The sequence below is a fragment of the Arthrobacter sp. B2a2-09 genome, assembly GCF_027587375.1.
GTDB lineage: Bacteria > Actinomycetota > Actinomycetes > Actinomycetales > Micrococcaceae > Arthrobacter.
The window spans coordinates 1-22,951 of record NZ_JAMXIC010000041.1 but is presented as its reverse complement, the minus strand read 5'-3'; the positions used below and the strand labels follow the sequence as shown (position 1 = coordinate 22,951).

Below are 22,951 nucleotides of genomic sequence, written 5' to 3'. Positions count from 1 at the left end.
AGGCGTCGACAGCTCCGCCGCGATCTCCCAGGCCCTCCCCGAGGACTGGGACCCGATGGCCGCCACCCTCTAGGAATCACTCATGACCAGCTCCTCCCCTACCCCCACCAATCCTCACGACGGCGCCTCCCCGGCGGGGATCAACGCGGCCACCAACGCAGGTTTCCCTGAATGAGCCGTGGAGCTTCATGATTCAAACCACAACTACTTGCACCCCACCGGCGCTCAGTCGTTCAACCACTTGCGCAGGCACTGCCGCGTCAGTCACTAAAATGTCGATTGACTCCAGCGGACAAACCGCGGCCATGGCCGAACGGGAAAACTTGCTGCTGTCAGCAACCAGAATCGTCCTTCTGGAGGCATCAATGATGGCTCGCTTGACGGCAGCGTCCTGGAGATCGTGTGCCATCACACCATCTTCCGGAGATGCCCCGCACGGAGAAATGATGGCTGTGTCGAACCGAACCGAGCGGAGTGATGCCTCCGCCAGCGGCCCTGTAATCGATCCCTCATCGTGGCGAACCGACCCGCCGGGCGTAATGAGATTGATGTTGGATTTTCCAAACAAGGCGCCGATCGCCTGGACTGAAAACGGCATCACAGTGAGCCTGGTGCCGACGAGGACACGGGCTATCTCAACGCAGGTCGTACCGCTATCGAGGGCCACGGCCTCACCGTTTCGGACCAGTTCGGCAACTGCGGCAGCTAGAAGTCGTTTGGTTTCCGCCAATTCGATTTCCCTCATGGCGTACGGAAGGCCCTCTCCGAGCATCATCATGCTCACCGCACCGCCACGTGTTCGCCGTAAGACACCGGCCCGGGCAAGGTGTTCCAGGTCCCGGCGAATGGTCACTCCCGAAATGCCGAGCTGCTCGGACAGTTCGGCCACGTCGACTTTCCCATCCCTGTTCAGTCGCTCCAAAATGCGTTCGTGCCGTTTGGTTCCATTCATGATCAAATGATACATCCGCTATGATCAAACGAAAGCTAATGGCGTCTATTAGCAACCTGGGTCTCCACACCGCGAGTCACCGACCCTATTTGAAGGACTTCTAATGGCTGCATCTCTCAGCAACTTTTCCCCCCAACTGCTTCGGGCACGGTTGGGTGTCTTCGGAGCATTCACCATCGTCGGATTCCTCACCGCGATTTGGCTAGTAAACATTCCCGATATCCAGCAACGAACAGGAACTTCCCACGCTGTTCTCGGCGGACTGATCCTTTTGCTCGGTCTCGGTGCGCTCATCTCCATGCAATTTGCAGGGCTTCTGATCAGGCGCTTCGGCAGCAGAACTCCGACACTGATGGGCCTTGCCCTTCTGCTGGTCTCAGTGAACCTTCCCGGCATGGCTTCAGACGCCCTGAGCTTGGGCATCGGACTCTTCATTTTTGGACTCGGTCACGGCTTAACAGACGTGGCGATGAACCAACACGCGGTAGTGGTCGAGCGTGGGTATCGACGGCCCATCATGTCCGCCTTCCACGCGTTCTTCTCGCTCGGCGGAGCTATAGGTGCTGTAACAGGGGCCGCTGGCCAATCGGTCCACCTGCACGTGTCATGGATACTGCTGGGCGCCGCCCTCCTGGGTCTGGTTGGTACAGCTTGGTCGGCGTTTTCGATGCTTCCGAAAACCGCTGAAGAGTTGCTCGATCTGGACCAAAACCCCGCTACGTCGGGTGAGACGGCCTCTTCAGACCATCCAGTGGCGCCAAAGCGAGGCCGAATACTGGCACTGGCACTACTCGCGTTTTTGGTGCTGCTCTCCGAAGGTGCAGCTAATGATTGGAGTGCACTTCAGACCGTTGAGCATTTGGCAGAACCGGAGGCGGCAGCTGCGCTGGCATACGGGGCCTTCGCTGCCGCGATGACCATTGGCCGACTTCTTGCCGACCGTATGGCGCATGCGATCGGCCCCGTCAAGGTCGTGAGATTCGGATCTCTTATCGCGGCAGCCGGAATGCTCGTCGTGGTGGCGTCTTCTTTCTATCCCGTGTCCCTGTTCGGTTGGCTGCTTTTCGGCTTGGGACTCTCTGGGATCATTCCGCAGGTTTACACTGCGGCCGGGAGTATCGGCCGATCAGATGCCGGCAAGACGCTCTCGCGCGTTGTGAGCTCTGGTTACATCGGGCTTCTAGCGGGCCCGGCGATCATTGGATGGCTCGGCGGGATGCTCGGCCTGACCTTTGCCTTCTTGCTGCCGTTCTTTTTCTGCGTCGTTGGAATCTTCATGGCGTCGACGGTGACAACGGACAACGAAAGTCCGGCAGAGCCTGCCCTCGCCGCTAGTAAGGATGCGGATCGCTAGGGCGGCCCCGGCATTGGGCAGCCAGGCTATCGAGACGACTGAGAGCCGCCTGCGGTCGGCGCTGCTGGCGCGCGTATCCAATAGCGCCTTGAGAGGACCCTTGCGGCGACGGCTGTCCGCGGTGGAGTTGATGCGCGTGCTCCCACGGGTGGGCCCTGACAACTACGGGTTTGAGGCTGACGACCTTCAGCCCTCGGACATCGCACACACTGGCCAGGTCCCCGGGATGACCGCCGGCCTCGCGCAGCGTGGTCAGGACGTTCGAAAACGCTCTGGGTGAACTGTTCGACAATTCCGCCCGGGACGATGTTCGTGTCCTTGTCCAGGGCGGTCTGGCCGCCGAGGTAAAGGGTGTTCCCGGAAAGGGTGCCGTGCGCGAAGCCCCACGGTTTCGGGAGTGAATCCGGATTGATGGTCTTGCGGCTCATGCTGATTCTCCTTGACTCGTGAAAACCCTGTGCAGGGTCGGCGTACCCCAATGGACACTCCACGCCGCAGCCGAGCAGGAATACCAGGGCCCCGGAGCACAATGGGTGCCGCAGTTCCGGGCGGGCCGACGCAAACCGCCAAGCTCCCGCACGGATGCGGTGCGCCCCTGGCTTTCGCACTTGAAAGAGCCCGAGTCCGACGCCGGCGACACGCACCTAAGCTGGACCCCGAGATCAATCACCGCTCTGACCGAAGCGCTGGCTGAGTAGACGCCCACCGCATCGTCTGTCGTGCCGTGTCTAACCGGTGATCACCGGTTAGACACGCGCCGCTCGACACTTTCACCCATTTGCGATCAAGTACCTACGAGAGGCCGTTGGTCAGAAACGGAAGTTGGTCGCACTTGTCTCGTGAACGGACACACCGGGGGACCGGACATTGACGGAGTCAATGCTGCCCCGCTGTCCGTTGACTCTTCTCCCGGCCGACATATGGGTGCTTATCGACCCTTATTGGATGGATTTGCCTGAAAAGCCGCCGGCTCGAAAAGACGGTTGCCGCCGACCGGCCCGCCCACTGGTCCCGGGACCGAGATCCATTATTTCCTATCGAACTTTTGGATTGTTCCCCGGTCCCCAAGTTGCACTCCGGCCCCTCGTGCCCAACGGCGGCTCCGCTATCAGGCCGACGCCCGAGACTGACTGACAGCCTGGACTGTCAGCGGCGAGTCAATACAGAAGCACCCTTGAACAACAAGGGAGCCGAATGGTGACATCCAAAGGCCGTTCCCTTTTCGGACGGCCAGGCCGGCGGGGGCCACATCCATCTCAACATCACCCGGCCCCCGGCTTGGCGGCATCCCAACGCAGGCCTTGCGGGCTACTGAACCCGGCCGCGGGAAGAAGTCCGGCAGCAGTACGACCCAGTCAGAGGGCAAGAGTGTGCACATTGTGCACAGGCCATTTTTCGGCTTTTGAACCCGCCTCCCGGCCGCGACCAAGTTGTTCAAACGTACCAGAGCGGGTTGCCGGGTCAGCCGATCTGGATCCGTTCGTCGCCGAGCTCAACCTCGACACGAAGCCGCCCACCGACCGCTTCGACGTATTTCCGCAAGGTATCGACCTGGGCGCGGCCGATGTCGCCGTGCTCGATTCTGGACACCCTGTTCTGGCTGACGTGCAGACGTGCAGCCAACTCGACCTGCGTCAACTCCGATGCCTCACGGAGCTCCCGAAGCCGGTACGCCCGGACCTCATCGAGCAGGTGCTTCTTGTGGGCCTCCACAGCAACCCGGTCAACAGGCCGCTTGGCCAGTATCTCATCGATAGTCTTTGCCATTACGATCCTCCTTTCAGAATCCTCGAACAAGATCCGCAACTCCGACCGACCGCTGGATCCGGGCCGAAGTTCCTTCACGGTCCTATGACGCGAACGAACCACCGTATCGACAAGCGGACGGCCAAGCTGCGAGCCACGCTCGGCAAGAAAGCTCAAAAGCGGCGATCACCTGATCGTACGAGTCCTGATCGAGCCCTACCAGCCACCGCTCGACTAGCTCCACGCCAACATTCCACACCAAACCTATCGCTATCCAGGGCCTCAACGTCGTTGCCCTCATTTTGCGCGGAGAAACAGAGCGTGAGATACAGGTTTCGAATGCTGGTCCAGGTGGACCACGACGGCTCGTCGGCCAGGACCAAAGGACACTATGACTATTGCGTCCAAGGCCTACATGACGTGATGAAATAGTTCCGAGCCTGCTTACGCTCACACCGCTTGTAAGACAAGGTATTTTGAGACTCGGCCCCTCACATTACAGATCTGTCCTGCAGTGACCGCGTTGAAAGACATGGGGAAGCGGGTACTGCCGCCAATCCACCGCTGAAACTTCAGCCGGGCAAAGCCTCGGAAACACGATTGTCGCCGATCGGCGCACCGGCTGGTCCCGGGAAGGAGATCGATTGACGAGCCTACGAACAGCGTTCGATTTCACGGGCTCGCCCGCCACACGCTTGTCCATGATGTCCCTGCCAGCCCCAAATTGCGGCAGCTCACCGAGGAAAACCGTCTGCGGCGCCAACAACTCGACACGCTCGGCCATCGCACTGACGACCTAACGGACGAGCTCATCGCCGAACGTCGCGCGGCGAGCTACTGAGTCCCGACCACTACCATTTCACCCCTGCCTTGCCTGGCCGGACTATTTCTGTCGGCCCCTCCGTGTAGCTTGGGACTCACGCCCCAGCCAGCACGGCGGACACTGATTGGGGGACCTCAGAGCGGGCGTCCAGTTCGGCTATGGTCCCGTGCGGGACACCGTGAGAGAGCTCAACGGTGAAGGTATCCGCGTTGTGCCGGGTGACGAGCACCCCTTGCCCGGGGTTCTTGAGTGCTTCGAGGATAGCGTGCTCCACGAGTCTGTCGAGTTGGACTTCCATGTCCGTTCGCTGCGAGACCCTGAGCTTCACTTCATAGGTCATTTGAGTCTCCATTGGGATTTCTTCTCTCCTACTCTCAGCAAGCCGTCGATCGACGCCTTGAGATCCGAACCGGTTTCTCAGTCATTCGAAGTGCATCTGCACGATAGCGATGAGCAAGACGAGACCGACGATGACCACCGACAGTGCAATGGTCGCCACAAGCCGGCCATTCGCGACGGACTCCGGCGTTCCGCCGGCTGCGAGCATTCGGTGGAGTCGGCGGTATCTGCGTTGCGCCCGGAACAGCAAGGCGATTGCGCCCAGAACCCCGCCGGTTCCGATCAGGACTGACCATGGCCCCACTACCGACGGGAGGACTTTCGCCGATGCGAGCGACGCTACGAGGAGAGCCAGTCCCGTGCGTCTCCAAGCTAGTGCTGTCCGCTCCGGCTGAAGTCCCGGGTCGAAGAGCGGAGTCATGCGAGCATGGCTCCGGCCAACACGAAGACTCCGACACCAGAGAGAAGGATGACCAAAGGCAGAGCCATTGATGCCGGTGGAAGCGGTGTGCCGATCCGGAGCGCCCGTTCGGTCTTCTTCCACCCCATCCAGGCCTGGACAGGGGAGAGGACGCCGCACAAAATCAACAGGACTGAGGCGCAGAGCCTGAAATCGCTCTGGATGCGGAGGCCCAGTGCTTCCAGGGCCACCCCGCCGGCCAGAAGTGCCAGGGAGGTGCGGATCCATGCAAGGAAGGTACGTTCGTTCGCCAGGCTGAACCGAGGGTCCGGTTCAGTGCCGTCGTTGAAGACGGACCCCGGAAAACGTGAGGGAGCGGGCGCGGACAAAGCGATCTCCTCGGTCGTGCGGCTCATGTGAATCGGGGCTTTCACTCAGGGAGGGCGATGGTGCGGAAGCCGCAGTTGCCGCTGGAGGACTCGGGGGTGTTGGAGGTTCTGGCGGCGACGCGATACCGGTTGCAGTAGGAATCGTGGCAGAGGTACGAGCCGCCGCGCATGACCCGCCCCGCACCGATGGTGGGGCCTTGGGGGTTGTCGCTGGGGGATGTGCGGTAGTACTTGGGCAAGAACCAGTCCGCGCACCACTCCCACACGTTCCCGGCCACTTCATAGAGCCCATACCCGTTGGGCGGGAACGATTTCACGGCTGCGCTGCCCAGGTAGCCGTCCTCTTCCGTGTTCAGGGTGGGGAAGGTGCCTTGCCAGATGTTGCAGCGGTGCTCCCCGCCCGGAGTGAGTTCATCTCCCCAGGCGTAACGCTTGGCGTCGAGTCCGCCGCGGGCGGCGTATTCCCATTCGGCTTCGGTGGGCAAGCGCCGCCCGGCCCAGGCGCAGTATGCCAAAGCGTCATGGTGGGAGACATGCACCACAGGGTGCTCCGGCGTCGTGCTCCACTCCGAATCGGGACCGCCAGGGTGGGCCCAATCCGCGCCGCGGACGTTCAACCACCACGGAGCGCCGGCGGCGGCTCCGAGGATCTCGCTTGCGGGCGCCTGGACGAGCAGGTGGAACACAGCCGATGTCCCGTATTGCTCGGCCTCGGTACGGTAGCCGCTGTCCTGCACGAAAGCTGCGAACATGCGGTTGGTCACCGCGGTCGCATCGATCCGGAATGCATCCAGATGGACCTCGTGGACCGGAACCTCGCCGTCCGAGGGATAGCCCTCGCCGAAAGCATCGCCCATGAAAAACACGCCACCCGGAATCGGCACGTCCTCGTGCGGGGCTCCCCTGCGAGCCGCAAAAGGATGCGCGGACATTTCATCAGTTAGTCTCGTTCGCGTGCGTGGCGGCGGCCCTGGGCTGCAGCACCCCGGTGCCGGTTCAGGGCCGTCGGTGACCTGGTTCATGATTCTCCATCGGGAAATTGTGACTGTTGCCAGCCGTAAACGCGGCTGTTGCGTACTGGGTCAGTAGTCGATCCGGGATTCTTCCGCTCTCCAGGCATCGAAAGGAGCCCCGCGGTCGTCCATCGGTTCCCAATCGATGGGTGTTCCCCAGGTGGACCGGTCCCGGGCGAAGAGCTCGTAGAACTCGAGGTCGTCGAAGCCTCCCTCGGCCGCGTCGTGGCGGTCGGCCGCGAAGACGATGCGGTCCACTCGGGCCCAAAGGCTGGACGCGAGGCACATCGGGCACGGCTCGCAGGAGGAGTAGAGGGTCAATCCGCTGAGGTTGAAGTTTTGCCGGGATTGCGCGGCCGCACGGATTGCAACGACTTCGGCATGGGCGGTGGGGTCGTTGTCGCGCGTGACGCGGTTCTGGCCGACTGCAACGACTTCTCCCCGTGCGTCGACCAGAAGGGCTCCGAACGGGCCGCCACCGGCGGCGACGTTCTCCTTCGCGAGCTGGATTGTGGTTGCCAGGAACGCCCGGTCGGCGTCAGAGGTTTGCTGATTCATCAAATGTGTTCCATTCATCTCGAAAAGGGCATGACAATGAGGGCCGCGGCACTCGGAAAGCGCCTGATGCACCAATCAGGCAAGGCGACGTTACTGCGGACCGGTGTCCAGGCCGGCCCCTGGGAGTGGGGGACGGCCCTTATTAGGCGAAGACGCGCCGTATGGTCAGGTCGACCACCGACGTGTCGAACTGGATAGTCGAATAGATGAGCGTGACGTCGTCACCGGTGAGGCACGACTGCGAAATCTGGACCACTGGCCGTCGGTCGGGGATAAAATCCTCCGGCGCCGGCATCGCGTCGATACGGCCCTCGAGCCGGCGCAATGCCTGACCGGTCTGGTCACGGATGAGGCTGATGAGGTCGATGTCGACCTCTTTGAGAGAGCTGACGTCCACCGCGGTGCCGTTGATGCGGGTCAGGCACCAGTCCCGGAGGAGCACCGCCGGGACGTCGTCGATAACGAAGAGGCGCTCGACATACCAGACCGATTCCCCCTCGGACACACCGAGAGCATCGGCGACCTCGCTCGGGGGGACGAGCATCTCTGCCCGGAAGCGCCCCAAACCTGGCGTGTGGCCCGAGGCCCGGATGATGTCCCGGATGGGCCCGACGTCGGTCGCGCTGAACGTCGCGGGGCGCCGGGGCTCCAGAACAGTCGTTCCGACGCCCCACTTTCGGTCGAGGCGTCCTTCCATGACGAGCTCAGCGATCGCCTCGCGCACCGTGTTGCGGCTGAGGCCCATGCGCTTTGCCATCTCGGCCTCGGGGGGCAGCCTCTCACCAACGCGGTAGTCCTTCGTCAGGACCCCGCGAAGCTCCTCGGCAGCCTGTGCACGGAGCGTTCGCATCATTGCCATGTAGTCTTCGCCTTCTCTTGCTGGTGGTCGGCGAGCCCGGCCACCTTCATATCGTGGCGCACCCGGAGGCAAAGGGGCGAACCGCCCGCGGCCAATGACCGCCGCCAGAATGCTATCCCTCAGCCGAGGGTCTCCCCACTAAGGTCGTTCACTCATTAATGTCAACTTTTAGATTGGACATCCATAGGTCGTACCTTTACGATACATTAAAAGCCCCACCGCCGTCGAGAGGGCAAAAATGCCTCGCAACATAATCGTGTTCCTAAGTGATGACCACGCGCAGTGGGCCGCCCACTGTTACGGGAACTCGGAAATCAAGACCCCGACACTGGATTACCTGGCGGACACGGGCGTGGCCTTCGAGAATGCGTACACTCCCACCCCGGTCTGCTCCCCGGCCCGCGCCTCGTTCTTCACCGGGCGGACCCCATCCCAGCACGGGATGCATGACTATCTGGCCGAGGCCGACCCCGAAGTGCGGGCGGTCGACTGGCTTGGCAGCGAGGTGCTCCTGAGCCAGATACTCCAGGAGGCCGGGTATTTCACAGGACTGAGCGGAAAATGGCATCTGGGGACGGACGAGAAACCGGCGCCGGGATTCGATTTCTGGTACTGCCGGTCCGCGCCGGTGTCCGAAGCGTCCGGTTACCACGCCCCGTGGGAGGCGCCGCCCGCCGTCGAGGAGGCCTACGACCGGCATGCCATCACCGACCGGGCTATCGAGTTCCTGAGAAACCGCGACCGGGAACGCCCCTTCTTCCTGGTCATCGGCCACATCGCTACTCACAGCCCATGGACCGGCGTACCCGAACGCCTCGTTGACCAGTACCGCAGCGGGGCCTTCCGGGACATCCCGGCCGACGCCACCTATCCCTTCGGGGGCCCGCGATCGGAGTCGCTCTACTCCTCGCGGGAGGATCCCCGCGAGGCGCTGGCCCAGTACTACGCCGCGGTGACGGACATCGACGAGCAGGTCGGTCGAGTTATCGATGAGCTCGACTCCCTGCGGGTGCGCGAGTCGACGACCGTCTTCTATACCAGCGACCACGGGCTCAACGCCGGCCACCACGGCATCTGGGGCAAGGGCAACGCCACCCTGCCGTACAACGTCCTTGACGAGTCCATCCGCATCCCGCTGATCGTCAATTCCCCTGGCGCCGTTCTTGGGCGCCAGCGCAGGATCGAGAACGTGAGCCACCTCGACACCTTCCAGACCATCCTCGAGCTCGCCGGTTGCCGAACCCCTGACGCAGCACATGCCTCGCCATATCCGGGCAGAAGCTATGCCCGGGCCCTGATCGGGCAACCCCTGGCTGAACCGCGCGAGCACGTCTTTGCCGAGTATGGAAACTTGCGCATGGTCAGGAGCGCCGACTTGAAGCTCGTCCGCCGCTACCCCGACGGCCCCCACGAGCTGTTCGACCTCCGGGCGGATCCCCGGGAGACCCGCAACGTCATCCACGATCCCGCCTACGCCGCGAAACTGAGCAGACTCGACGGGATCCTCGAGGATTACTTCGCACAGCACGCGGAGAGCGCCCACAACGGCCTGGCAGTGCTCGATCAGCCCCGCCATAACGGAGACGAAGCCTGGCGCGACGGCAGCGGCCCGGCCATCGCGGCCAGCCACGGCTGGCTGGAGGACCTCGAGCGCGCGGCCCAGCTGCGCCGCCGTGAGCGCACGCAGTTCACCGCGCCCAGCGGAACCGGGAATCCAACCGACACCTTGCAAACAGGGTCTTGACGCCCCACACATCAGCGTGTGACGATGGTCATTAAGGTTGGACCTTTGGATAACCAATCTTTAAGGAGATAGTGCAGATGACTGCAGCAAACGAACCAACCGCCCACGGAGGGCGGATCGGGCCAACGGTTGCCGAGTCGGTGCCCTGGTGGGGCGACGAGGCCCGCCCGGCAACGGGAGCACCCAATGTGATCGTGATCGTCCTCGACGACACGGGCTGGTCGGACTTCGGCTGCTTCGGCTCCGAGATCGCCACCCCGAACATCGACTCGCTCGCCGACGAAGGCGTGCGGTTCAACAACTTCCACGTGACCCCACTGTGCTCACCCACGAGGGCGAGCCTGCTCACTGGAAAGAACCACCACAGTGTCGGAATGCGTTTCCTCGCGGTCGCCGACACCGGCTTTCCCAACGCCCGCGGGGAACTCCCCCAAGGCGTACCTACCGTGCCGGGCATGCTGCGCGACCGGGGCTACGGGACTTACCTCGTGGGCAAGTGGCACCTGGCCCCGCAGCACGAGCTCACGCCCGCCGGCCCGTTCTCGAACTGGCCGCTCGCGCGGGGGTTCGAACGGTTCTACGGGTTCCTCGGAGGGGCATCGGACCAGTACGCGCCCGAACTTTACCGCGACAACTCACCGGTCGAACCGTCGATGGACCCGGAGTACCACCTCAGCGCCGACCTCGTCGACCAGTCGATCCGCTACCTCAGCGACCACTCCTCGTTCAGACCGGAAGACCCGTTCTTCCTTCAGCTGGCCTTCGGGGCAACCCATGCACCGTTCCAGGCACCTGCCGAGTGGATCAACCGGTACCGGGGCCGCTACACCGAGGGCTGGGACCGGCTTCGGGGCGAACGCCTCGCCCGGCAGAAGCGCGTGGGCATCGTCCCCGAAGACACCCGTCTCACCGAACGCGACTCAGCCGTCCCCGAATGGGACGAGCTGACCGAAGCGCAGCGGCGCATCGCATCCGGCGGGCAGGAGGCCTTCGCCGGATTCCTCGAGCACACCGACGCACAGATCGGCCGGCTCATGTCCTGGCTGGGCGACGCGGGGTTGCTGGAGAACACGCTCGTCGCCGTGTTCTCCGATAACGGTGCCGCCGGAGACGGCGGACCATTGGGGACGACAAATGTGATCGGCCCGTACAACAACCTCTCGCTCTCCGAGAGCGCCGAGCTGGCAGCGCTCGAGACGATCGGGGACCGGGACAACCCCGCACACTATGCGACCGGGTGGGCGATGGCGGGCAACACCCCCTTCCGGCTCTACAAGCAATACGTCGACCTCGGCGGCACGCGGTCCCCCCTCGTGGTCCGCTGGCCCGGGAAAGCACCTGCCGGGGAAGTCAGGTCGCAATTCGTCCACGTGATCGACCTCGTCGCAACCCTGCTCGAGTCCGCAGTCCCTGCCGAAAGCCCCGAGCGGGAGAGCCTGCTCGCCGAAATGCACGGCTCCTCGGTCCTTCCGCTGCTCAAGGACGGATCCGCCGCGTCGCCGCGGAGCACCCAGTACTTCGAAATGCTCGGGCACCGAGCGATCCTGCACGACGGGTGGAAAGCCGTCTCCCGCCACGTGCCTGGAGTACCGTTCCCGGAGGACGTGTGGCGCCTGTACGACACGACGCGGGACTTCTCCGAAAGCAATGACCTGGCGCAAGGGCGCCCCGCGGCCCTCTCCGTCCTCGAGGGGCTATGGTGGGCCGAAGCCGAGCGCTACGGGGTCCTGCCTCTGGACGACCGAAGCCTCAAGGAGCTCCTCGGCGCCACCCCCGAAGCCGCCCACCAACCGCGGGAGACGTTGGTGCTCCGGGCCGGACAGAGCCATCTCGGTTTCACCACCCGCCTGACCGGATCCAGCCGGGACATGGATGTCAGCGCCCGCCTCGTCCGCCAGACCGGCACCGAGCAGGGTGTGATCCTGGCCAGCGGCACCCGTTACGGCGGGTACGTCCTGTACATCCTGGACGACCGTCTCTGCTTCGAGCACCGGTTCCTGGGCGAGCACATCGTGGTCCGGTCAGAGATCCCGGTGCCTGCAGGGCCCAGCACGGCCGGTTTCCGCCTCAGGCAAGGCGGCGGAGGCTCCGCCGGCCTGGACCTGGTCATCGACGGCCTGCAAGCCGGCGCCGGGCAGATCCCCACGACCTCCACACAGCTGGCGTTCTACGGACTCGACGTCGGGCTCGACCGCGCAAGCCAGGTCTCTGACGCCTACACCGCACACTCCACATTCCCGTTACCCCCCGGAGCGCTGAAGGACGTGACGATCGATTTCGCGGCCGCGGCCCACGACACCGCCCTTCTCTCCCTGAACATGGAAGCGAATCAATGACGACCCCGATCCATTCCCGAGAGGTTCCCATGAAGACATCCGAGGCAGGAGCCCCCCGCTCCGCCGCCATCCAGCTCAGCGGCGTGAACAAGCGTTTCGCGATCCGGCGAAAGGAGACGCTAACCGCGCTCTCCAATGTGTCGGCGAGCATCGGACACGGGGAGTTCATCGCCCTGCTCGGCCCGTCAGGATGCGGGAAGAGCACCCTCCTGCGCATCATCTCCGGGCTGGAGGACCCCACCGAGGGATCGGTGGAAGTCGAGGGACAGCCGCCGGCCAGGCTCATCGCCGAGCACCGTCTCGGCTTCGCTTTCCAGGAGCATGCGCTGCTTCCATGGGCGACGGTCGCGGAGAACATCGCTCTCCCGTTCCGCTTGGCGAAGATCCGCGTCGACGACGCCCGCGTACGCGAGCTGGTCGAACTCGTCGGATTGACAGGATTCGAGAACGCCCGGCCCAAGCAACTTTCCGGCGGCATGCGCCAACGCGTGGCGATCGCACGCTCGCTCGCCCTCCGCCCCGACCTCCTGCTTCTCGACGAGCCCTTCGGGGCACTTGACGAGATAACCCGGCGCAGGCTCAACTTCGAGCTCGCCAGGATCTGGGCCGAAACCGGCGTGACGACGGTGATGGTCACCCATTCGGTCGACGAGGCCCTGCTGCTCGCGGACCGCGTCATTGTCATGGGAACCAGGCCCGGCCGGATCCTCACCGAGGTCGAAATCGATCTCCCGCGCCCGCGCACGGTCGAGTCCATGGCGACCAACCGGTTCGCCGAACTGAGCACCCAGCTGGTCCGGCTCCTCGACCAGGACAACAACGCGAAGGTCAAGCCATGAAGCGCTCGCTCCGACTGATCCAGTCGATCGCGGGCGCCGTCATCCTCTGCGCCCTCTGGGAAGTGCTCGGACAGACGAAGGTGCTCGGTCCTTCCCTCCCTGCGCTAAGCACCGTGCTGGGTACATTGTTCGCCCCGAACCGCGCGAAGCTGTTCACCACCGCGATCAGTGCAACCGCGCTCTCGGCCGCCCTGGGCCTGCTCATCGGAGGCGGCAGCGGGGCCCTCATCGCCGGGGCCCGGCAAACGATCAGTTGGACACGGCCGGGCCTGGACAGGTTCGCAGCCTTGATCCATGCGATCCCCCAGGTCGCCATCGCCCCGGTGATGGTCATCGTCTTCGGCCGGGCCGGCTCCCCCATCGCGGTCGCCGCAATCGCGGCGTTCTTTCCAGCCTACGCAGCATCGACCCGGGCGTTCGCAGCCGCCGCCCAGTCCCACCAGGACCTGTTCACCGTCCTGGGAAGCTCCCGGTCTGCACGCCTGCTACGGCTCGACCTGCCGGCAGCCCTCCCGGGCTTGGCGGATGCATTGAAGCTGGCCGCACCAGGCGCGGTCCTCGGGGCCGTCCTGGGCGAGTGGTTCGGGGCACCCAAAGGCGTCGGCATCCTGATCCTCTCCTCATCCCAGAACTACGACATCCCGCTGCTGTGGGCAGGAGCACTCGTCTCGACCCTGATGGCACTGGTCGGGTTCGGCGTGTTCGCAGCCGTCCAGAACGCGGCAACAAGGAGGCTCACATGAGCGCCCTCAAATCCTTCTTCGGCCGATGGTGGGCGGTGCTCGCGGTAGTGCTGCTATGGCAGGCCATCGTCACCGTCTTCGGCATCAACCAGTTCCTGATCCCGAGTCCCTGGGAAATCATCACCGGGATCGCAGGCGACCCGACCCAGTTCCTCCTGCCCCTTGCCCTGACCCTGGAGACGGCCGCCATCGGTTTCGTCCTCGGGGTCACCACGGGGTACCTGATGGCCTCCCTGTCCTGGCTCTGGCCGGTCTTCGGAGCAGCCCTGACCCCGTTCGCGCTGGTCGTGCGGGCCGTGCCGTTCGTCGCGCTCATCCCGGTGCTCACCAAGGCCTTTGGCTACTCCGAGACCACCTCGTGGATCATCTGCGCGATGGTGTGCTTCTTCCCCACGTTCGTCCTCGTCGGAACCGGGCTCCATGACGTGCCCGCCAACGGCAACGACCTGTTCAGCGTCGCGGGAGCCTCCCGCTTCGACCGCTACCGGCGACTCGCCGCACCGGCCTCCCTCCTCGCACTAGCGACCTCCATCCGGGTCAGCTCGGCCTCGGCCTTCGCGGCGGCGCTCATCAGCCAGTTTCTCATGGGCGTCCCCGGACTCGCCTACGTCCTCGCCAACGCCCTGGACCGGCTCAACATGACCCTCCTGTGGGGCGCCGCGGCCTGCGCCATCGTCGTCGGCTTCCTCGCCTACCTCACAGCCAACCGGTTCGAAGCCTACGTGCTCAAGCGATGGCGATGAGCAACCCCTCCCCCACCACACCCACCACACACACGGAGAACACCATGATCGGTAAAGCCCACCGCCGCGGAGGAACCCGAGCGGCCCTCGCAGGCCTGGCCGCCTTCGCACTCCTACTGACGGGCTGCTCCGGCGCGGCCGAATCCGGCCCCGGATCCACCACCAAGGCCAACAACGGAACCCCCGTATCCGTCGCACTCGGCTTCCTCAAAAACACGGAGTACGCAGGAAACTTCGTCGCTGACGACTCCGGCTTCTATGCCGACGCGGGCGTCAAGCCGACCTTCATCGCCGGAGGTCCCAACGCTCCGGCCCCGGAGGTAGCCCTCGCGTCCGGCCAGGCCCAGATCGCGTTCGAGAACAACACAAGCCGCCTCTTCAGCTACCTCGCGAAGTCCCAGGACATCGTCATCATCGGACAAGTGCTCCAGAGATCGCCCAACGGGCTCCTGTCTCTCAAGACGCATCCCGTGCGCACCCCGGCAGACCTCAACGGCTCCAAGCTCATCGCTGCAGCATCCAACCGATCCTCCATCGACACACTGATAGCCATCAACCAGGTCCCCAAATACACCTTCGTGCCCGGCGGCGCCGACGTCGGCGCCCTCCAGGCCGGACAAGGCGACGCCCTGCTCTCCTTCGCCTCCAACCAGCCGGTCACGCTCCAGCAGCAAGGGCTCAAAGAGGGACAAGACTACTTCTTCACCCCGTTCGACCAGCTCAACTACTACCTGATGTCAGACGTCATCATCGTTTCGAAGTCGTACCTGGAGCAGCACCGCGACCTCGTCGTCGGATTCCTCTCCGCGACAGCCAAGGGCTGGGATAAAGCGATGAGCGATCCCAAATCCGCCGCGGACGTCACCGTCAATAAGTACGCCACGGACCAAGGCCTCGATCCCGCCCAGCAGGAATCGGCCCTCCGTGCGCAGATCCCCTATATGACCTCCGACCTGACCAAGAAGAACGGCCTCTTCGCGCTTGACCCGAACGACGTGTCCACCAAGGTCTACCCGAGCCTCGGAAAGGGAGGCCTCACGGGCCTGCCCGAACCGGCCAAGATCATCGACATGACCGTGCTCAAGGACGCGTCGCCGGTCAAGAAATAGCCGACCGCCTCTGCTCCGGGGCCGGACCCTCCCTGGCCCCGGAGCAGAGGACCCGCCGGTCGCTCATGACCAGGCAGCCCACCACCCCATACCGCACGCCCAAGACCCGGCTGCGGCCGCCGACCGGCCAGCGCCTGGCTTTATGACGCATGCCCCCAAAGACTTGGAGAAAGCCATGACCCCTGCCGATCTCGCCAAAGAGGCCGCAGACGCCCTTGCCACCCGCACAGGAATCCACCGCCACGCCATCGCCGTCACCCTGGGCAGCGGATGGAAGACCGCAGCGGATCACATCGGCGAAACCGTCGCGGAGATCCCCGCCAACGAAATCCCCGGCTTCACGGCCTCCGGCATCCCCGGCCACTCAGGCACACTCCGGTCGGTCCGGGCCCAGAACGGAGAGCACGTCCTGGTCATCGGCGCCCGGACCCACTACTACGAGGGCAAGGGCGTGGCAGCCGTCGTCCACGGCGTGCGCACGGCAGCCGCCGCCGGGGCCCACACCATGGTCCTGACCAACGGGGCCGGCGGCCTCAAGCCGACGTGGACGCCCGGTCAGCCCGTCCTGATCAGCGACCACATCAACCTCACCGGCACCTCCCCGATTATCGGCGCGAACTTCATCGACCTCACCGACCTCTACACCAACAAGCTCCGTGCGATCGCACGGCAGGTCGCACCCGACCTGGACGAGGGCGTCTACACCCAGCTGAGCGGACCCCACTACGAAACCCCGGCCGAAGTCAGGATGGTCCGCGCCATCGGCGGCGACATCGTCGGGATGTCCACCGCCCTCGAAGCGATCGCCGCCCGGGAGGCAGGCCTGGACGTGCTCGGCCTGTCCCTGATCACCAACCTCGCCGCCGGACTGCAGGAAGGCGCGCTCAACCACCAGGAAGTCCTCGAAGCCGGCCACGCTGCCGAACAACGGCTCGGCCCCTTGCTCGCGGAGATCATCACCGGAATCCTGAACGAAGAGCAGGCATGAGCGGCCCGCAGGCAGAATCCTCCTCCGAGCGGATCCAGGATGCAGCGCGCCTTTGGCACTCCCAGGACCCCGACCCCGAAACACGCGAGGAGCTTGCCGGACTGATAGCAGCCGCCGCGCAGGGCGACCCGGAAGCCTCCGAAGCACTCGAGGACCGGTTCGGGACCAGACTCGGATTCGGTACCGCAGGCCTGCGCGGTGCCCTGGGAGCCGGCCCGAACCGCATGAACCGTGTCCTCGTCGCACAAACCGCTGCGGGGCTCGCCGACTACCTCCGCACGACCTTGGATTCCCCGAGCATCGTCATCGGCTACGACGCACGGAAGAACTCCAGTGTTTTCGCCCGCGACACTGCCGAGATCATGGCCGCACGCGGGGTGGACACCACAGTGCTTCCCCGCGAGCTCCCCACCCCGGTCCTTGCGTTCGCCGTGAGGCATCTCGACGCCTCGGCCGGAGTGATGGTCACCGCCAGCCACAACCCCGCCCCCGACAACGGCTACAAGGTATACCTCGGAGGTCACCACGGCGGCGCCCAGATCGTCGCGCCACAGGACCGCGACATCGCCGCAGCCATCGACAACGCGACAGCGACCCCCGTCACCGACTATCAGCGCTCCACGGACTACCGCATCGCGCCCGAATCCGTCGTCGACGAGTACATCCGCCTGACTGCCAAACGCGGCATCCCGGGCACTTCCCGGCCCAAGGTCGTCTACACCCCTCTCCACGGGGTGGGCTGGGAGACCGCGCGACAGGTCTTCGCAGACGCAGGCTTCGACGAGCCCCTCGCCGTCCCCGAGCAGCAGCACCCCGACCCGCGTTTCCCCACCACGGCCTTCCCCAACCCCGAAGAGCCCGGGGCACTCGACCTTGCCTTCGCCGCCGCCAAGGAATACGGGGCGGACCTGGTGATCGCCAACGACCCCGACGCCGACCGCCTGGCCGCGGCGATACCCTCCCACCACGGATGGCGGCAGCTCACCGGCAACGAACTCGGGATCATCCTTGGATGGCAGGCCGCGACCCGGTCCGAGGATCATCCCCGGGCACAGTCAAAAAGGGAAGGGATGCTTGTCGCTTCCATCGTCAGCTCCCCGGGACTGGCCGAGATCGCACGCCGCTTCGGGCTGAACTACGCAGAGACGCTGACCGGGTTCAAATGGATCGCCCGCGTCCCCGGCATCACGTACGGGTTCGAAGAAGCACTTGGATATCTGGTCGACCCGGACAAGATCCGGGACAAGGACGGCATCTCCGCCGCCGTTGACCTGCTCTCCCTCGTGTCCGGGCTACGAGATCGCGGCCTGACCGTCGAGCAGCACCTGAACCACATCGCAACGCTCATCGGCGGCCACGCATCAGAGCAGGTCTCGATCCGCACGAATTCGAGCTCGCAGATAGCCGCCCTCATGGCCGGTCTCCGATCCGCTCCCCCGAACCACGTCGGCACCGACCGCGTGCAATCCATCGATGACTTCATCGACGGTCACGACCAGTTCCCGCCCAGCGACATCATCCGGATTTTCCTCGAGGGCGGCACCCGCGTAGTCGTCCGCCCCTCGGGGACAGAACCGAAACTCAAAGCCTACATCGACACCCGCAGCTCGGACGGCACAGGAGAAGAACGCCTCACGAAGGCCAGAGCAGATGCATCCCGGATCGCCGCGAGCGTCCACGACCTCCTCGCACCCTGACTTGTCGCTGCGGACGGCACTCTAATCGTTGTGATCATCCTCTGCCCAGCCCTCGTTGGCATCGCATTACATCCCCGGTAAACGCCAAGGAAAAGCATCCAAGAAGTGGCGCATTCCACGGCTACTGTCGGTTCTCAACTCAGGCTCAGTCGTGACGTGTCTCCAGACAATCAGCAACGGTGAGGTTCTCATTTCGCGGGACGGGGCGCGACTGCGCCAACGAAGTGTTCGCGGGAACTGCAACCAAAGGGAATTCCACACCTGGATTAGGCCCGAGCGCTCCAACGCCGCCCGCACCTGGAGTGCCTGCTCCCTGGCCTCGTCAGTGATCCTGGACGGGCTCGTGCGCGGCCGGCGTGACCCACAAGATCCGCAGGGTGAAATCGCCGTTATCGAAGCCACCTTGGACCTTCCGCAAGACGTCCTCGATATCCAGCAGTTCTCGCATTCGTGATTTCTCGTCTGGGCATCGCACCAAGCTATTGAACGTCAGAGTGGTCAGCAATGATTACGTTTGTGCCGTCAGCACCGGAGGCGTCATGCGCGACAGTGGAGCACACCGCGCATCGGAAGGCCCTCGTCGAGACGTCCTTTCTAGAGACCGTTTGATCCCCCGGGCTCCCAAGATGTTCAGGCCTTCTTAGGCGCTGGCTTCGGATGGATGCGCTCCCACTGCATTCGCCGCTCGTGGACGAGTTGTATGTTTTTCACGTGGATTCACTTCCCTCTTGGTGAGGTTGCGGCGTAGTGGGAGGGGGTCCCTTTGGCCCCGTAGAGCCAGAGGGATTCTTATTCATGCCTTAAAGACTACTAGCACGTGCTAATACATATTAGCACGTGCTAGTAACGATATTGTGACTTGTATCACACCCTGCATCCGAGTGATCTACCGCCCCTGTTCAAGGCTTGCCGTGGGCAGCGGATCGTCCGGAGAGCATCCGGTCCGTGCCATACGTGCGGCACGGACTGGCGCCACAGGTCTATCGCGGATCCGTCTATTTCGTCTTGTGAACGAGGAAGATGGCGCCGGTGGTGACGTCTTCCTCAAGCGCTTCGAGCGTGCGCCCGCGAGTCTCCGGGACCTGAGTGTAGATGAACACGAGGGCAAGGATGCCGACCACGCCGAACATGAAGAAGGATCCCGTGATGCCGACGGCGGCGACGAGAGTTGGGAAATAGAGGCCAAGGAACGCATTGGCGATCCAGAGGCAGAAGACCGAGACGCCGATCGCGAACCCGCGGATGTGAAGGGGAAAGATCTCGGAGAGCATGACCCACACGGCGATGTTGAGGAAAGTCTGCACGGATCCGACGAACGCGACCACGAGGAAGAGGATCACGAATGGACGGGCCGGGTTCCCGACGGGCAGTGCAATTGAGGCGATACCGATGAGGAAATGGCAAACGGTGGTCAGAGCGAACCCTGTCAACAGGGTCCTGCGGCGGTTCATGGTCTGCATGAGTCGAAGTGCGGTCAGACCGCCAATGACTGCAATGACGCCGGGAGCGATGTTGGCGACCAGCGCGGTACTTGAGCTGAAGCCAGCCTCGACGAGCACGGACTGGCCGTAGTACATGATCGAGTTGATGCCGGTGAGCTGCTGGGCGACGCCGAGGCCGATGCCCACGAGCAGGATGCGCAGCAGCCACTTGCTGCGAAGCGCGCTCCAGCCCGACCACTTGATTTCCTTCTCCTCGTCGGCGAGGTGCTTGACGTCGGCCAGCTCCGCAGCCGCCCGTTCAGGAGAACGGATCGACCTGAGGACGGTAAGGGCCTCCTGAGAGCGGCCCTGGGAGATGAGCCAGCGAGGCGACTCCGGCATCCGCAGCATGCCGAAGAACAGCGCGAGAGCAGGAAGGGCCGCGACGGCGAGCATGATGCGCCAGACGCCGCCGAACTCACCCCAGACATTGCCGATGATCGCGTTTAGTACGAATGCAGCCAACTGGCCGATGACGATCATAAGTTCGTTGCGGCCCGCGAGCGAGCCGCGGATCTCGTAGGGGGCAAGCTCGGCGAGGAACACAGGAACAACCGTGGACGCGCCGCCAACGGCGAGGCCGAGGATGATCCGGCCGAGAACCATCATCTCGAAGTTCGGCGAGAAGACGCACGAAAGAGTACCCACGAGGAACATGAGGGCTAGCAGGAGAATAGTCTTGCGGCGGCCCCAGACGTCGGATAGCCGGCCGCCTCCGATTGCACCGACGGCAGCACCGAACAGGAGTGAACTGGTCACGATCCCTTCGGTGAGCGGGGTAAGGCCGAGTTCCGTGGTCATCGGACGGAGGGCGCCGTTGATGACGCCCGTGTCGTAGCCGAAAAGCAGGCCGCCGAACGTCGCAGTGAGGGCTACTAGGCCAAGGCGCTTACGGTGGGGCCCGTCGGTCAGGGGCGGGAGCGGTGCCGGGTTGGGTGCTCCGCGGTGGGCTTGGACAGTTGCCATGAGGACTCCTTTGTCGGGTGAGGCAGGCGATGCTCGCAATGTCGAAAGCAATGCGCAAATTCAGAAATGAAAGGGTAAGCGGACTTCGGTGATCGGTGGCTAAAAGGTCGGCTGCCGGAAGGGGCCGTCGCCGCCACTCCCCCCGGTCCGGTGGTCAGCGGTAAAGGTCAGGTTTGGCTTGCAGTTTCACGGCCACCTTTTCGCCCGACTTCTGGGCTTCGACGCCTGCTTCGCAGCAAGCAGCGGTGGCGTACCCGTCCCAGGCGGTGGGACCGCCGATTTCGCCGCGGCGTGCCGCGTCCACCCAGGCCTGGAACTCGACGTCGTACGCGGCACCGAAACGCTCTTCGAAACCGGGCGTGACCTTCCCGCCCCAGCGGCCGGCGCTGCGGACGTAAGGACCGCCGTCGCCGCCGATGCTCACGATGCCGTCCTCGAAGGACGCCTGGGTGGCGACTTCGTAGCCGAACTTCGCGTTCACATAGATCTCGACGTCGGCCAGGACACCGGACTCGGTCTCGATCAGGACATGCTGGGGATCGTGCTGGCCCTTCGGGGCATTGCGCGTCGCCTTGCCCAGGCGGACCTGCACGGAGGTGATTTCCTCGCCGGTGAAGAAGCGGATGGCGTCGAACTCGTGGACCACCGAGTCGTTGATGAGCATCTCGTTGGTGAAGCCCTCCGGGGTGTCCGGGTTGCGGTGCTGGTGGTGCAGCATCAGCAGCTCACCGAGTTCCCGGTCGCGGATCACCGAACCCAAAGCGGCGTATTCGGCGTCGAAGCGGCGCATGAACCCCACCTGGATGCGCTTGTGGCCGAGTGCCGTTTCGGCCTGGACAACCTTCCAGGCACTCTCGGCATCCGGAGTCAGCGGCTTTTCGCAGAGGACGGGGAAGTCCTTCTCCAGTGCCTTGTACAGGATTTCCTCGTGCAGGAAACCCGGGGTGGCAATCAGCACGGCGTTGACGTCGCCGTTGTTGAGCGCCTCTTCGGCGCTGGCGAGGGCGACGGCGCCGTCGATCCCGGCGATGGCGGCCTGCGCACGTCCGAGGTCGACGTCGACGACGGCGGCCACTTCGGCGCCGTGGATGCGGGTGCTGAGCCGCTTGATGTGGTCGGCGCCCATGCGGCCTGCGCCGATGACGGCCACGCGGAGAATGTCAGTCATTGTTCTGTCCTTAGTTGTCTGTGCCTGTGCTACTGAACGGTGGTGCGGGAGCCGCACGAGAGCAGGTAGTTGCGGGTGCGCTTGGCGATGGGCATGGGGACGTCGAAGGCCACGGGGTACATGTCCTGTTCCACAATGCCAAAGATCGAGCGGTTTAGTCCTTCAACGGCTTCGATGACTGCACGCAGGTCCGGGAGGCCGTTCGGCGGTTCGGTCATGACCCCGGCCAGGTTGGCTGCCGCCCAGGTCATGTTTTCCTCGTTGACCTTCCTCAGGATGTCCGGGTTGATCTGCTTCAAGTGCAGGTAGCCGATGCGGTCCGGGTAGTTCTTGATCAGTTCCAAGCTGGACGCTCCGCAGTATTCCGCGTGTCCGGTGTCCAGACAGAGATTGAGGTACTTACTGTCTGTGGCCGCGAGCAGGGCTTCGATGTCGGCCTGTGCGCCGACGTGGGAATCAGCGTGGGAGTGGAATTGCTGCTTGAGGCCGAAGTCCTCCAGCAGCACCTTGCCCATGCGGTTGTGGCCGGCGAACAGATCGGACCAGGCTTTGTCGGTGAGCTGGCCACTCTCCACGGCCTCGCCGGTGACGTCGTCGCGCCACATCGCGGGAATGACCACGATGTGTTCGCCGCCCATGGCAGCCGTCAGCTCAGCCACCTTCCGTGCGGGCTCCCAGGCTTCCTCGTACTGTGCGGCACCGCG

General features: G+C 64.1%; 22 protein-coding genes and 1 pseudogene. 10 read left to right on the top strand and 13 right to left on the bottom strand.

What is annotated here, in order from left to right; translation table 11 throughout:
- Nucleotides 1-193: 193 nt before the first annotated feature.
- Nucleotides 194-952 (bottom strand): DeoR/GlpR family DNA-binding transcription regulator, encoded by a 759-nt coding sequence (locus NFJ07_RS24560; RefSeq protein WP_269998616.1) that lies wholly within the window; start codon nt 950-952, stop codon nt 194-196.
- Nucleotides 953-1,055: 103 nt separating this feature from the next.
- Between NFJ07_RS24560 and NFJ07_RS24555 the strand changes: the two genes are divergently transcribed.
- Entirely contained in the window at nt 1,056-2,306 is a 1,251-nt protein-coding gene (locus NFJ07_RS24555; protein ID WP_269998614.1) for an MFS transporter, read from the top strand.
- Between the two features lie 205 nt (nt 2,307-2,511).
- Here NFJ07_RS24555 and NFJ07_RS25950 read toward each other — a convergent pair.
- Nucleotides 2,512-2,734 (bottom strand): annotated as a pseudogene (locus NFJ07_RS25950) (RidA family protein); the annotation flags it as partial.
- A gap of 18 nt (nt 2,735-2,752) precedes the next feature.
- Between NFJ07_RS25950 and NFJ07_RS24550 the strand changes: the two are divergent.
- Entirely contained in the window at nt 2,753-3,004 is a 252-nt protein-coding gene (locus NFJ07_RS24550) for a hypothetical protein (protein WP_269998612.1), read from the top strand.
- A 763-nt stretch (nt 3,005-3,767) separates the two neighbouring features.
- Here the strand turns inward: NFJ07_RS24550 and NFJ07_RS24545 are convergent.
- The 7 genes from NFJ07_RS24545 to NFJ07_RS24515 all read right to left on the bottom strand — a co-directional run bounded on the left by NFJ07_RS24545 (nt 3,768) and on the right by NFJ07_RS24515 (nt 8,433).
- On the bottom strand, nt 3,768-4,073 hold the full coding sequence (locus NFJ07_RS24545) for a helix-turn-helix domain-containing protein (RefSeq protein ID WP_269998610.1): 306 nt from the start codon (nt 4,071-4,073) through the stop codon (nt 3,768-3,770).
- Between the two features lie 896 nt (nt 4,074-4,969).
- Nucleotides 4,970-5,215 (bottom strand): hypothetical protein, encoded by a 246-nt coding sequence (locus NFJ07_RS24540; RefSeq protein ID WP_269998609.1) that lies wholly within the window; start codon nt 5,213-5,215, stop codon nt 4,970-4,972.
- 81 nt (nt 5,216-5,296) lie between these two features.
- A complete protein-coding gene (locus NFJ07_RS24535) occupies nt 5,297-5,635 on the bottom strand; it encodes a DUF202 domain-containing protein (RefSeq protein ID WP_269998607.1) in 339 nt (112 codons plus the stop codon).
- Nucleotides 5,632-6,030 carry a YidH family protein gene (locus NFJ07_RS24530; RefSeq protein ID WP_269998606.1) on the bottom strand — a complete coding sequence of 133 codons (399 nt, stop codon included), beginning with the start codon at nt 6,028-6,030 and terminating at the stop codon, nt 5,632-5,634. Before NFJ07_RS24530 ends, NFJ07_RS24535 begins: the two co-directional genes overlap by 4 nt.
- 14 nt (nt 6,031-6,044) lie before the next feature.
- Nucleotides 6,045-7,025 (bottom strand): formylglycine-generating enzyme family protein, encoded by a 981-nt coding sequence (locus NFJ07_RS24525; RefSeq protein WP_442865396.1) that lies wholly within the window; start codon nt 7,023-7,025, stop codon nt 6,045-6,047.
- Nucleotides 7,026-7,085: 60 nt separating this feature from the next.
- Entirely contained in the window at nt 7,086-7,574 is a 489-nt protein-coding gene (locus NFJ07_RS24520; protein WP_269998603.1) for a nucleoside deaminase, read from the bottom strand.
- Between the two features lie 142 nt (nt 7,575-7,716).
- Nucleotides 7,717-8,433, bottom strand: a complete 717-nt coding sequence (locus tag NFJ07_RS24515; protein WP_269998601.1) for a GntR family transcriptional regulator — start codon at nt 8,431-8,433, stop codon at nt 7,717-7,719.
- A 238-nt stretch (nt 8,434-8,671) separates the two neighbouring features.
- On the opposite strand from NFJ07_RS24515, the gene NFJ07_RS24510 reads away from it, so the two are divergent.
- From NFJ07_RS24510 to NFJ07_RS24475, 8 genes are all read left to right on the top strand, one after another.
- Entirely contained in the window at nt 8,672-10,177 is a 1,506-nt protein-coding gene (locus tag NFJ07_RS24510; protein ID WP_269998599.1) for a sulfatase family protein, read from the top strand.
- Between the two features lie 77 nt (nt 10,178-10,254).
- Nucleotides 10,255-12,513, top strand: a complete 2,259-nt coding sequence (locus NFJ07_RS24505; protein ID WP_269998598.1) for an arylsulfatase — start codon at nt 10,255-10,257, stop codon at nt 12,511-12,513.
- Nucleotides 12,510-13,352: an ABC transporter ATP-binding protein gene (locus tag NFJ07_RS24500; protein ID WP_269998597.1), complete on the top strand. Its 843-nt coding sequence runs from the start codon at nt 12,510-12,512 to the stop codon at nt 13,350-13,352. Before NFJ07_RS24505 ends, NFJ07_RS24500 begins: the two co-directional genes overlap by 4 nt.
- A complete protein-coding gene (locus NFJ07_RS24495; protein WP_269998595.1) occupies nt 13,349-14,095 on the top strand; it encodes an ABC transporter permease in 747 nt (248 codons plus the stop codon). Before NFJ07_RS24500 ends, NFJ07_RS24495 begins: the two co-directional genes overlap by 4 nt.
- Nucleotides 14,092-14,838: an ABC transporter permease gene (locus NFJ07_RS24490; RefSeq protein WP_269998593.1), complete on the top strand. Its 747-nt coding sequence runs from the start codon at nt 14,092-14,094 to the stop codon at nt 14,836-14,838. The genes NFJ07_RS24495 and NFJ07_RS24490 overlap by 4 nt, the downstream gene beginning before the upstream one ends.
- The gene (locus tag NFJ07_RS24485; RefSeq protein WP_269998591.1) at nt 14,835-15,947 is read left to right on the top strand and encodes an ABC transporter substrate-binding protein; all 1,113 of its coding nucleotides are present in this window, start codon (nt 14,835-14,837) and stop codon (nt 15,945-15,947) included. Before NFJ07_RS24490 ends, NFJ07_RS24485 begins: the two co-directional genes overlap by 4 nt.
- 175 nt (nt 15,948-16,122) lie before the next feature.
- The gene (locus NFJ07_RS24480) at nt 16,123-16,935 is read left to right on the top strand and encodes a purine-nucleoside phosphorylase (protein WP_269998589.1); all 813 of its coding nucleotides are present in this window, start codon (nt 16,123-16,125) and stop codon (nt 16,933-16,935) included.
- Nucleotides 16,932-18,632, top strand: coding sequence for a phospho-sugar mutase (locus NFJ07_RS24475; RefSeq protein ID WP_269998588.1), 1,701 nt, complete (start codon nt 16,932-16,934; stop codon nt 18,630-18,632). The genes NFJ07_RS24480 and NFJ07_RS24475 overlap by 4 nt, the downstream gene beginning before the upstream one ends.
- A gap of 322 nt (nt 18,633-18,954) precedes the next feature.
- On the opposite strand, the gene NFJ07_RS24470 is transcribed toward NFJ07_RS24475, so the two are convergent.
- The 4 genes from NFJ07_RS24470 to NFJ07_RS24455 all read right to left on the bottom strand — a co-directional run.
- Complete coding sequence (locus NFJ07_RS24470) at nt 18,955-19,080, bottom strand: hypothetical protein (RefSeq protein WP_269998617.1); 126 nt, start codon at nt 19,078-19,080, stop codon at nt 18,955-18,957.
- Between the two features lie 547 nt (nt 19,081-19,627).
- Nucleotides 19,628-21,079 (bottom strand): sugar porter family MFS transporter, encoded by a 1,452-nt coding sequence (locus NFJ07_RS24465; RefSeq protein WP_269998587.1) that lies wholly within the window; start codon nt 21,077-21,079, stop codon nt 19,628-19,630.
- A gap of 154 nt (nt 21,080-21,233) precedes the next feature.
- A complete protein-coding gene (locus NFJ07_RS24460) occupies nt 21,234-22,247 on the bottom strand; it encodes a Gfo/Idh/MocA family protein (protein ID WP_269998586.1) in 1,014 nt (337 codons plus the stop codon).
- Between the two features lie 29 nt (nt 22,248-22,276).
- Nucleotides 22,277-22,951 (bottom strand): sugar phosphate isomerase/epimerase family protein (locus NFJ07_RS24455; protein ID WP_269998584.1); only part of this gene is annotated, 675 nt, incomplete at its 5' end.

What these genes read in the sequence shown, in the direction of transcription:
- NFJ07_RS24545 (WP_269998610.1), bottom strand. Translation starts at nt 4,073, where the DNA reads ATGGCAAAGACTATCGATGAGATACTGGCCAAGCGGCCTGTTGACCGG.
- NFJ07_RS24555 (WP_269998614.1), top strand. Translation starts at nt 1,056, where the DNA reads ATGGCTGCATCTCTCAGCAACTTTTCCCCCCAACTGCTTCGGGCACGG.
- NFJ07_RS24530 (WP_269998606.1), bottom strand. Translation starts at nt 6,030, where the DNA reads ATGAGCCGCACGACCGAGGAGATCGCTTTGTCCGCGCCCGCTCCCTCA.
- NFJ07_RS24525 (WP_442865396.1), bottom strand. Translation starts at nt 7,025, where the DNA reads ATGAACCAGGTCACCGACGGCCCTGAACCGGCACCGGGGTGCTGCAGC.
- NFJ07_RS24535 (WP_269998607.1), bottom strand. Translation starts at nt 5,635, where the DNA reads ATGACTCCGCTCTTCGACCCGGGACTTCAGCCGGAGCGGACAGCACTA.
- NFJ07_RS24505 (WP_269998598.1), top strand. Translation starts at nt 10,255, where the DNA reads ATGACTGCAGCAAACGAACCAACCGCCCACGGAGGGCGGATCGGGCCA.
- NFJ07_RS24480 (WP_269998589.1), top strand. Translation starts at nt 16,123, where the DNA reads ATGACCCCTGCCGATCTCGCCAAAGAGGCCGCAGACGCCCTTGCCACC.
- NFJ07_RS24540 (WP_269998609.1), bottom strand. Translation starts at nt 5,215, where the DNA reads ATGACCTATGAAGTGAAGCTCAGGGTCTCGCAGCGAACGGACATGGAA.
- NFJ07_RS24485 (WP_269998591.1), top strand. Translation starts at nt 14,835, where the DNA reads ATGAGCAACCCCTCCCCCACCACACCCACCACACACACGGAGAACACC.
- NFJ07_RS24495 (WP_269998595.1), top strand. Translation starts at nt 13,349, where the DNA reads ATGAAGCGCTCGCTCCGACTGATCCAGTCGATCGCGGGCGCCGTCATC.
- NFJ07_RS24515 (WP_269998601.1), bottom strand. Translation starts at nt 8,433, where the DNA reads ATGGCAATGATGCGAACGCTCCGTGCACAGGCTGCCGAGGAGCTTCGC.
- NFJ07_RS24500 (WP_269998597.1), top strand. Translation starts at nt 12,510, where the DNA reads ATGACGACCCCGATCCATTCCCGAGAGGTTCCCATGAAGACATCCGAG.
- NFJ07_RS24520 (WP_269998603.1), bottom strand. Translation starts at nt 7,574, where the DNA reads ATGAATCAGCAAACCTCTGACGCCGACCGGGCGTTCCTGGCAACCACA.
- NFJ07_RS24460 (WP_269998586.1), bottom strand. Translation starts at nt 22,247, where the DNA reads ATGACTGACATTCTCCGCGTGGCCGTCATCGGCGCAGGCCGCATGGGC.
- NFJ07_RS24560 (WP_269998616.1), bottom strand. Translation starts at nt 952, where the DNA reads ATGAATGGAACCAAACGGCACGAACGCATTTTGGAGCGACTGAACAGG.
- NFJ07_RS24470 (WP_269998617.1), bottom strand. Translation starts at nt 19,080, where the DNA reads ATGCGAGAACTGCTGGATATCGAGGACGTCTTGCGGAAGGTCCAAGGT.
- NFJ07_RS24490 (WP_269998593.1), top strand. Translation starts at nt 14,092, where the DNA reads ATGAGCGCCCTCAAATCCTTCTTCGGCCGATGGTGGGCGGTGCTCGCG.
- NFJ07_RS24465 (WP_269998587.1), bottom strand. Translation starts at nt 21,079, where the DNA reads ATGGCAACTGTCCAAGCCCACCGCGGAGCACCCAACCCGGCACCGCTC.
- NFJ07_RS24510 (WP_269998599.1), top strand. Translation starts at nt 8,672, where the DNA reads ATGCCTCGCAACATAATCGTGTTCCTAAGTGATGACCACGCGCAGTGG.
- NFJ07_RS24475 (WP_269998588.1), top strand. Translation starts at nt 16,932, where the DNA reads ATGAGCGGCCCGCAGGCAGAATCCTCCTCCGAGCGGATCCAGGATGCA.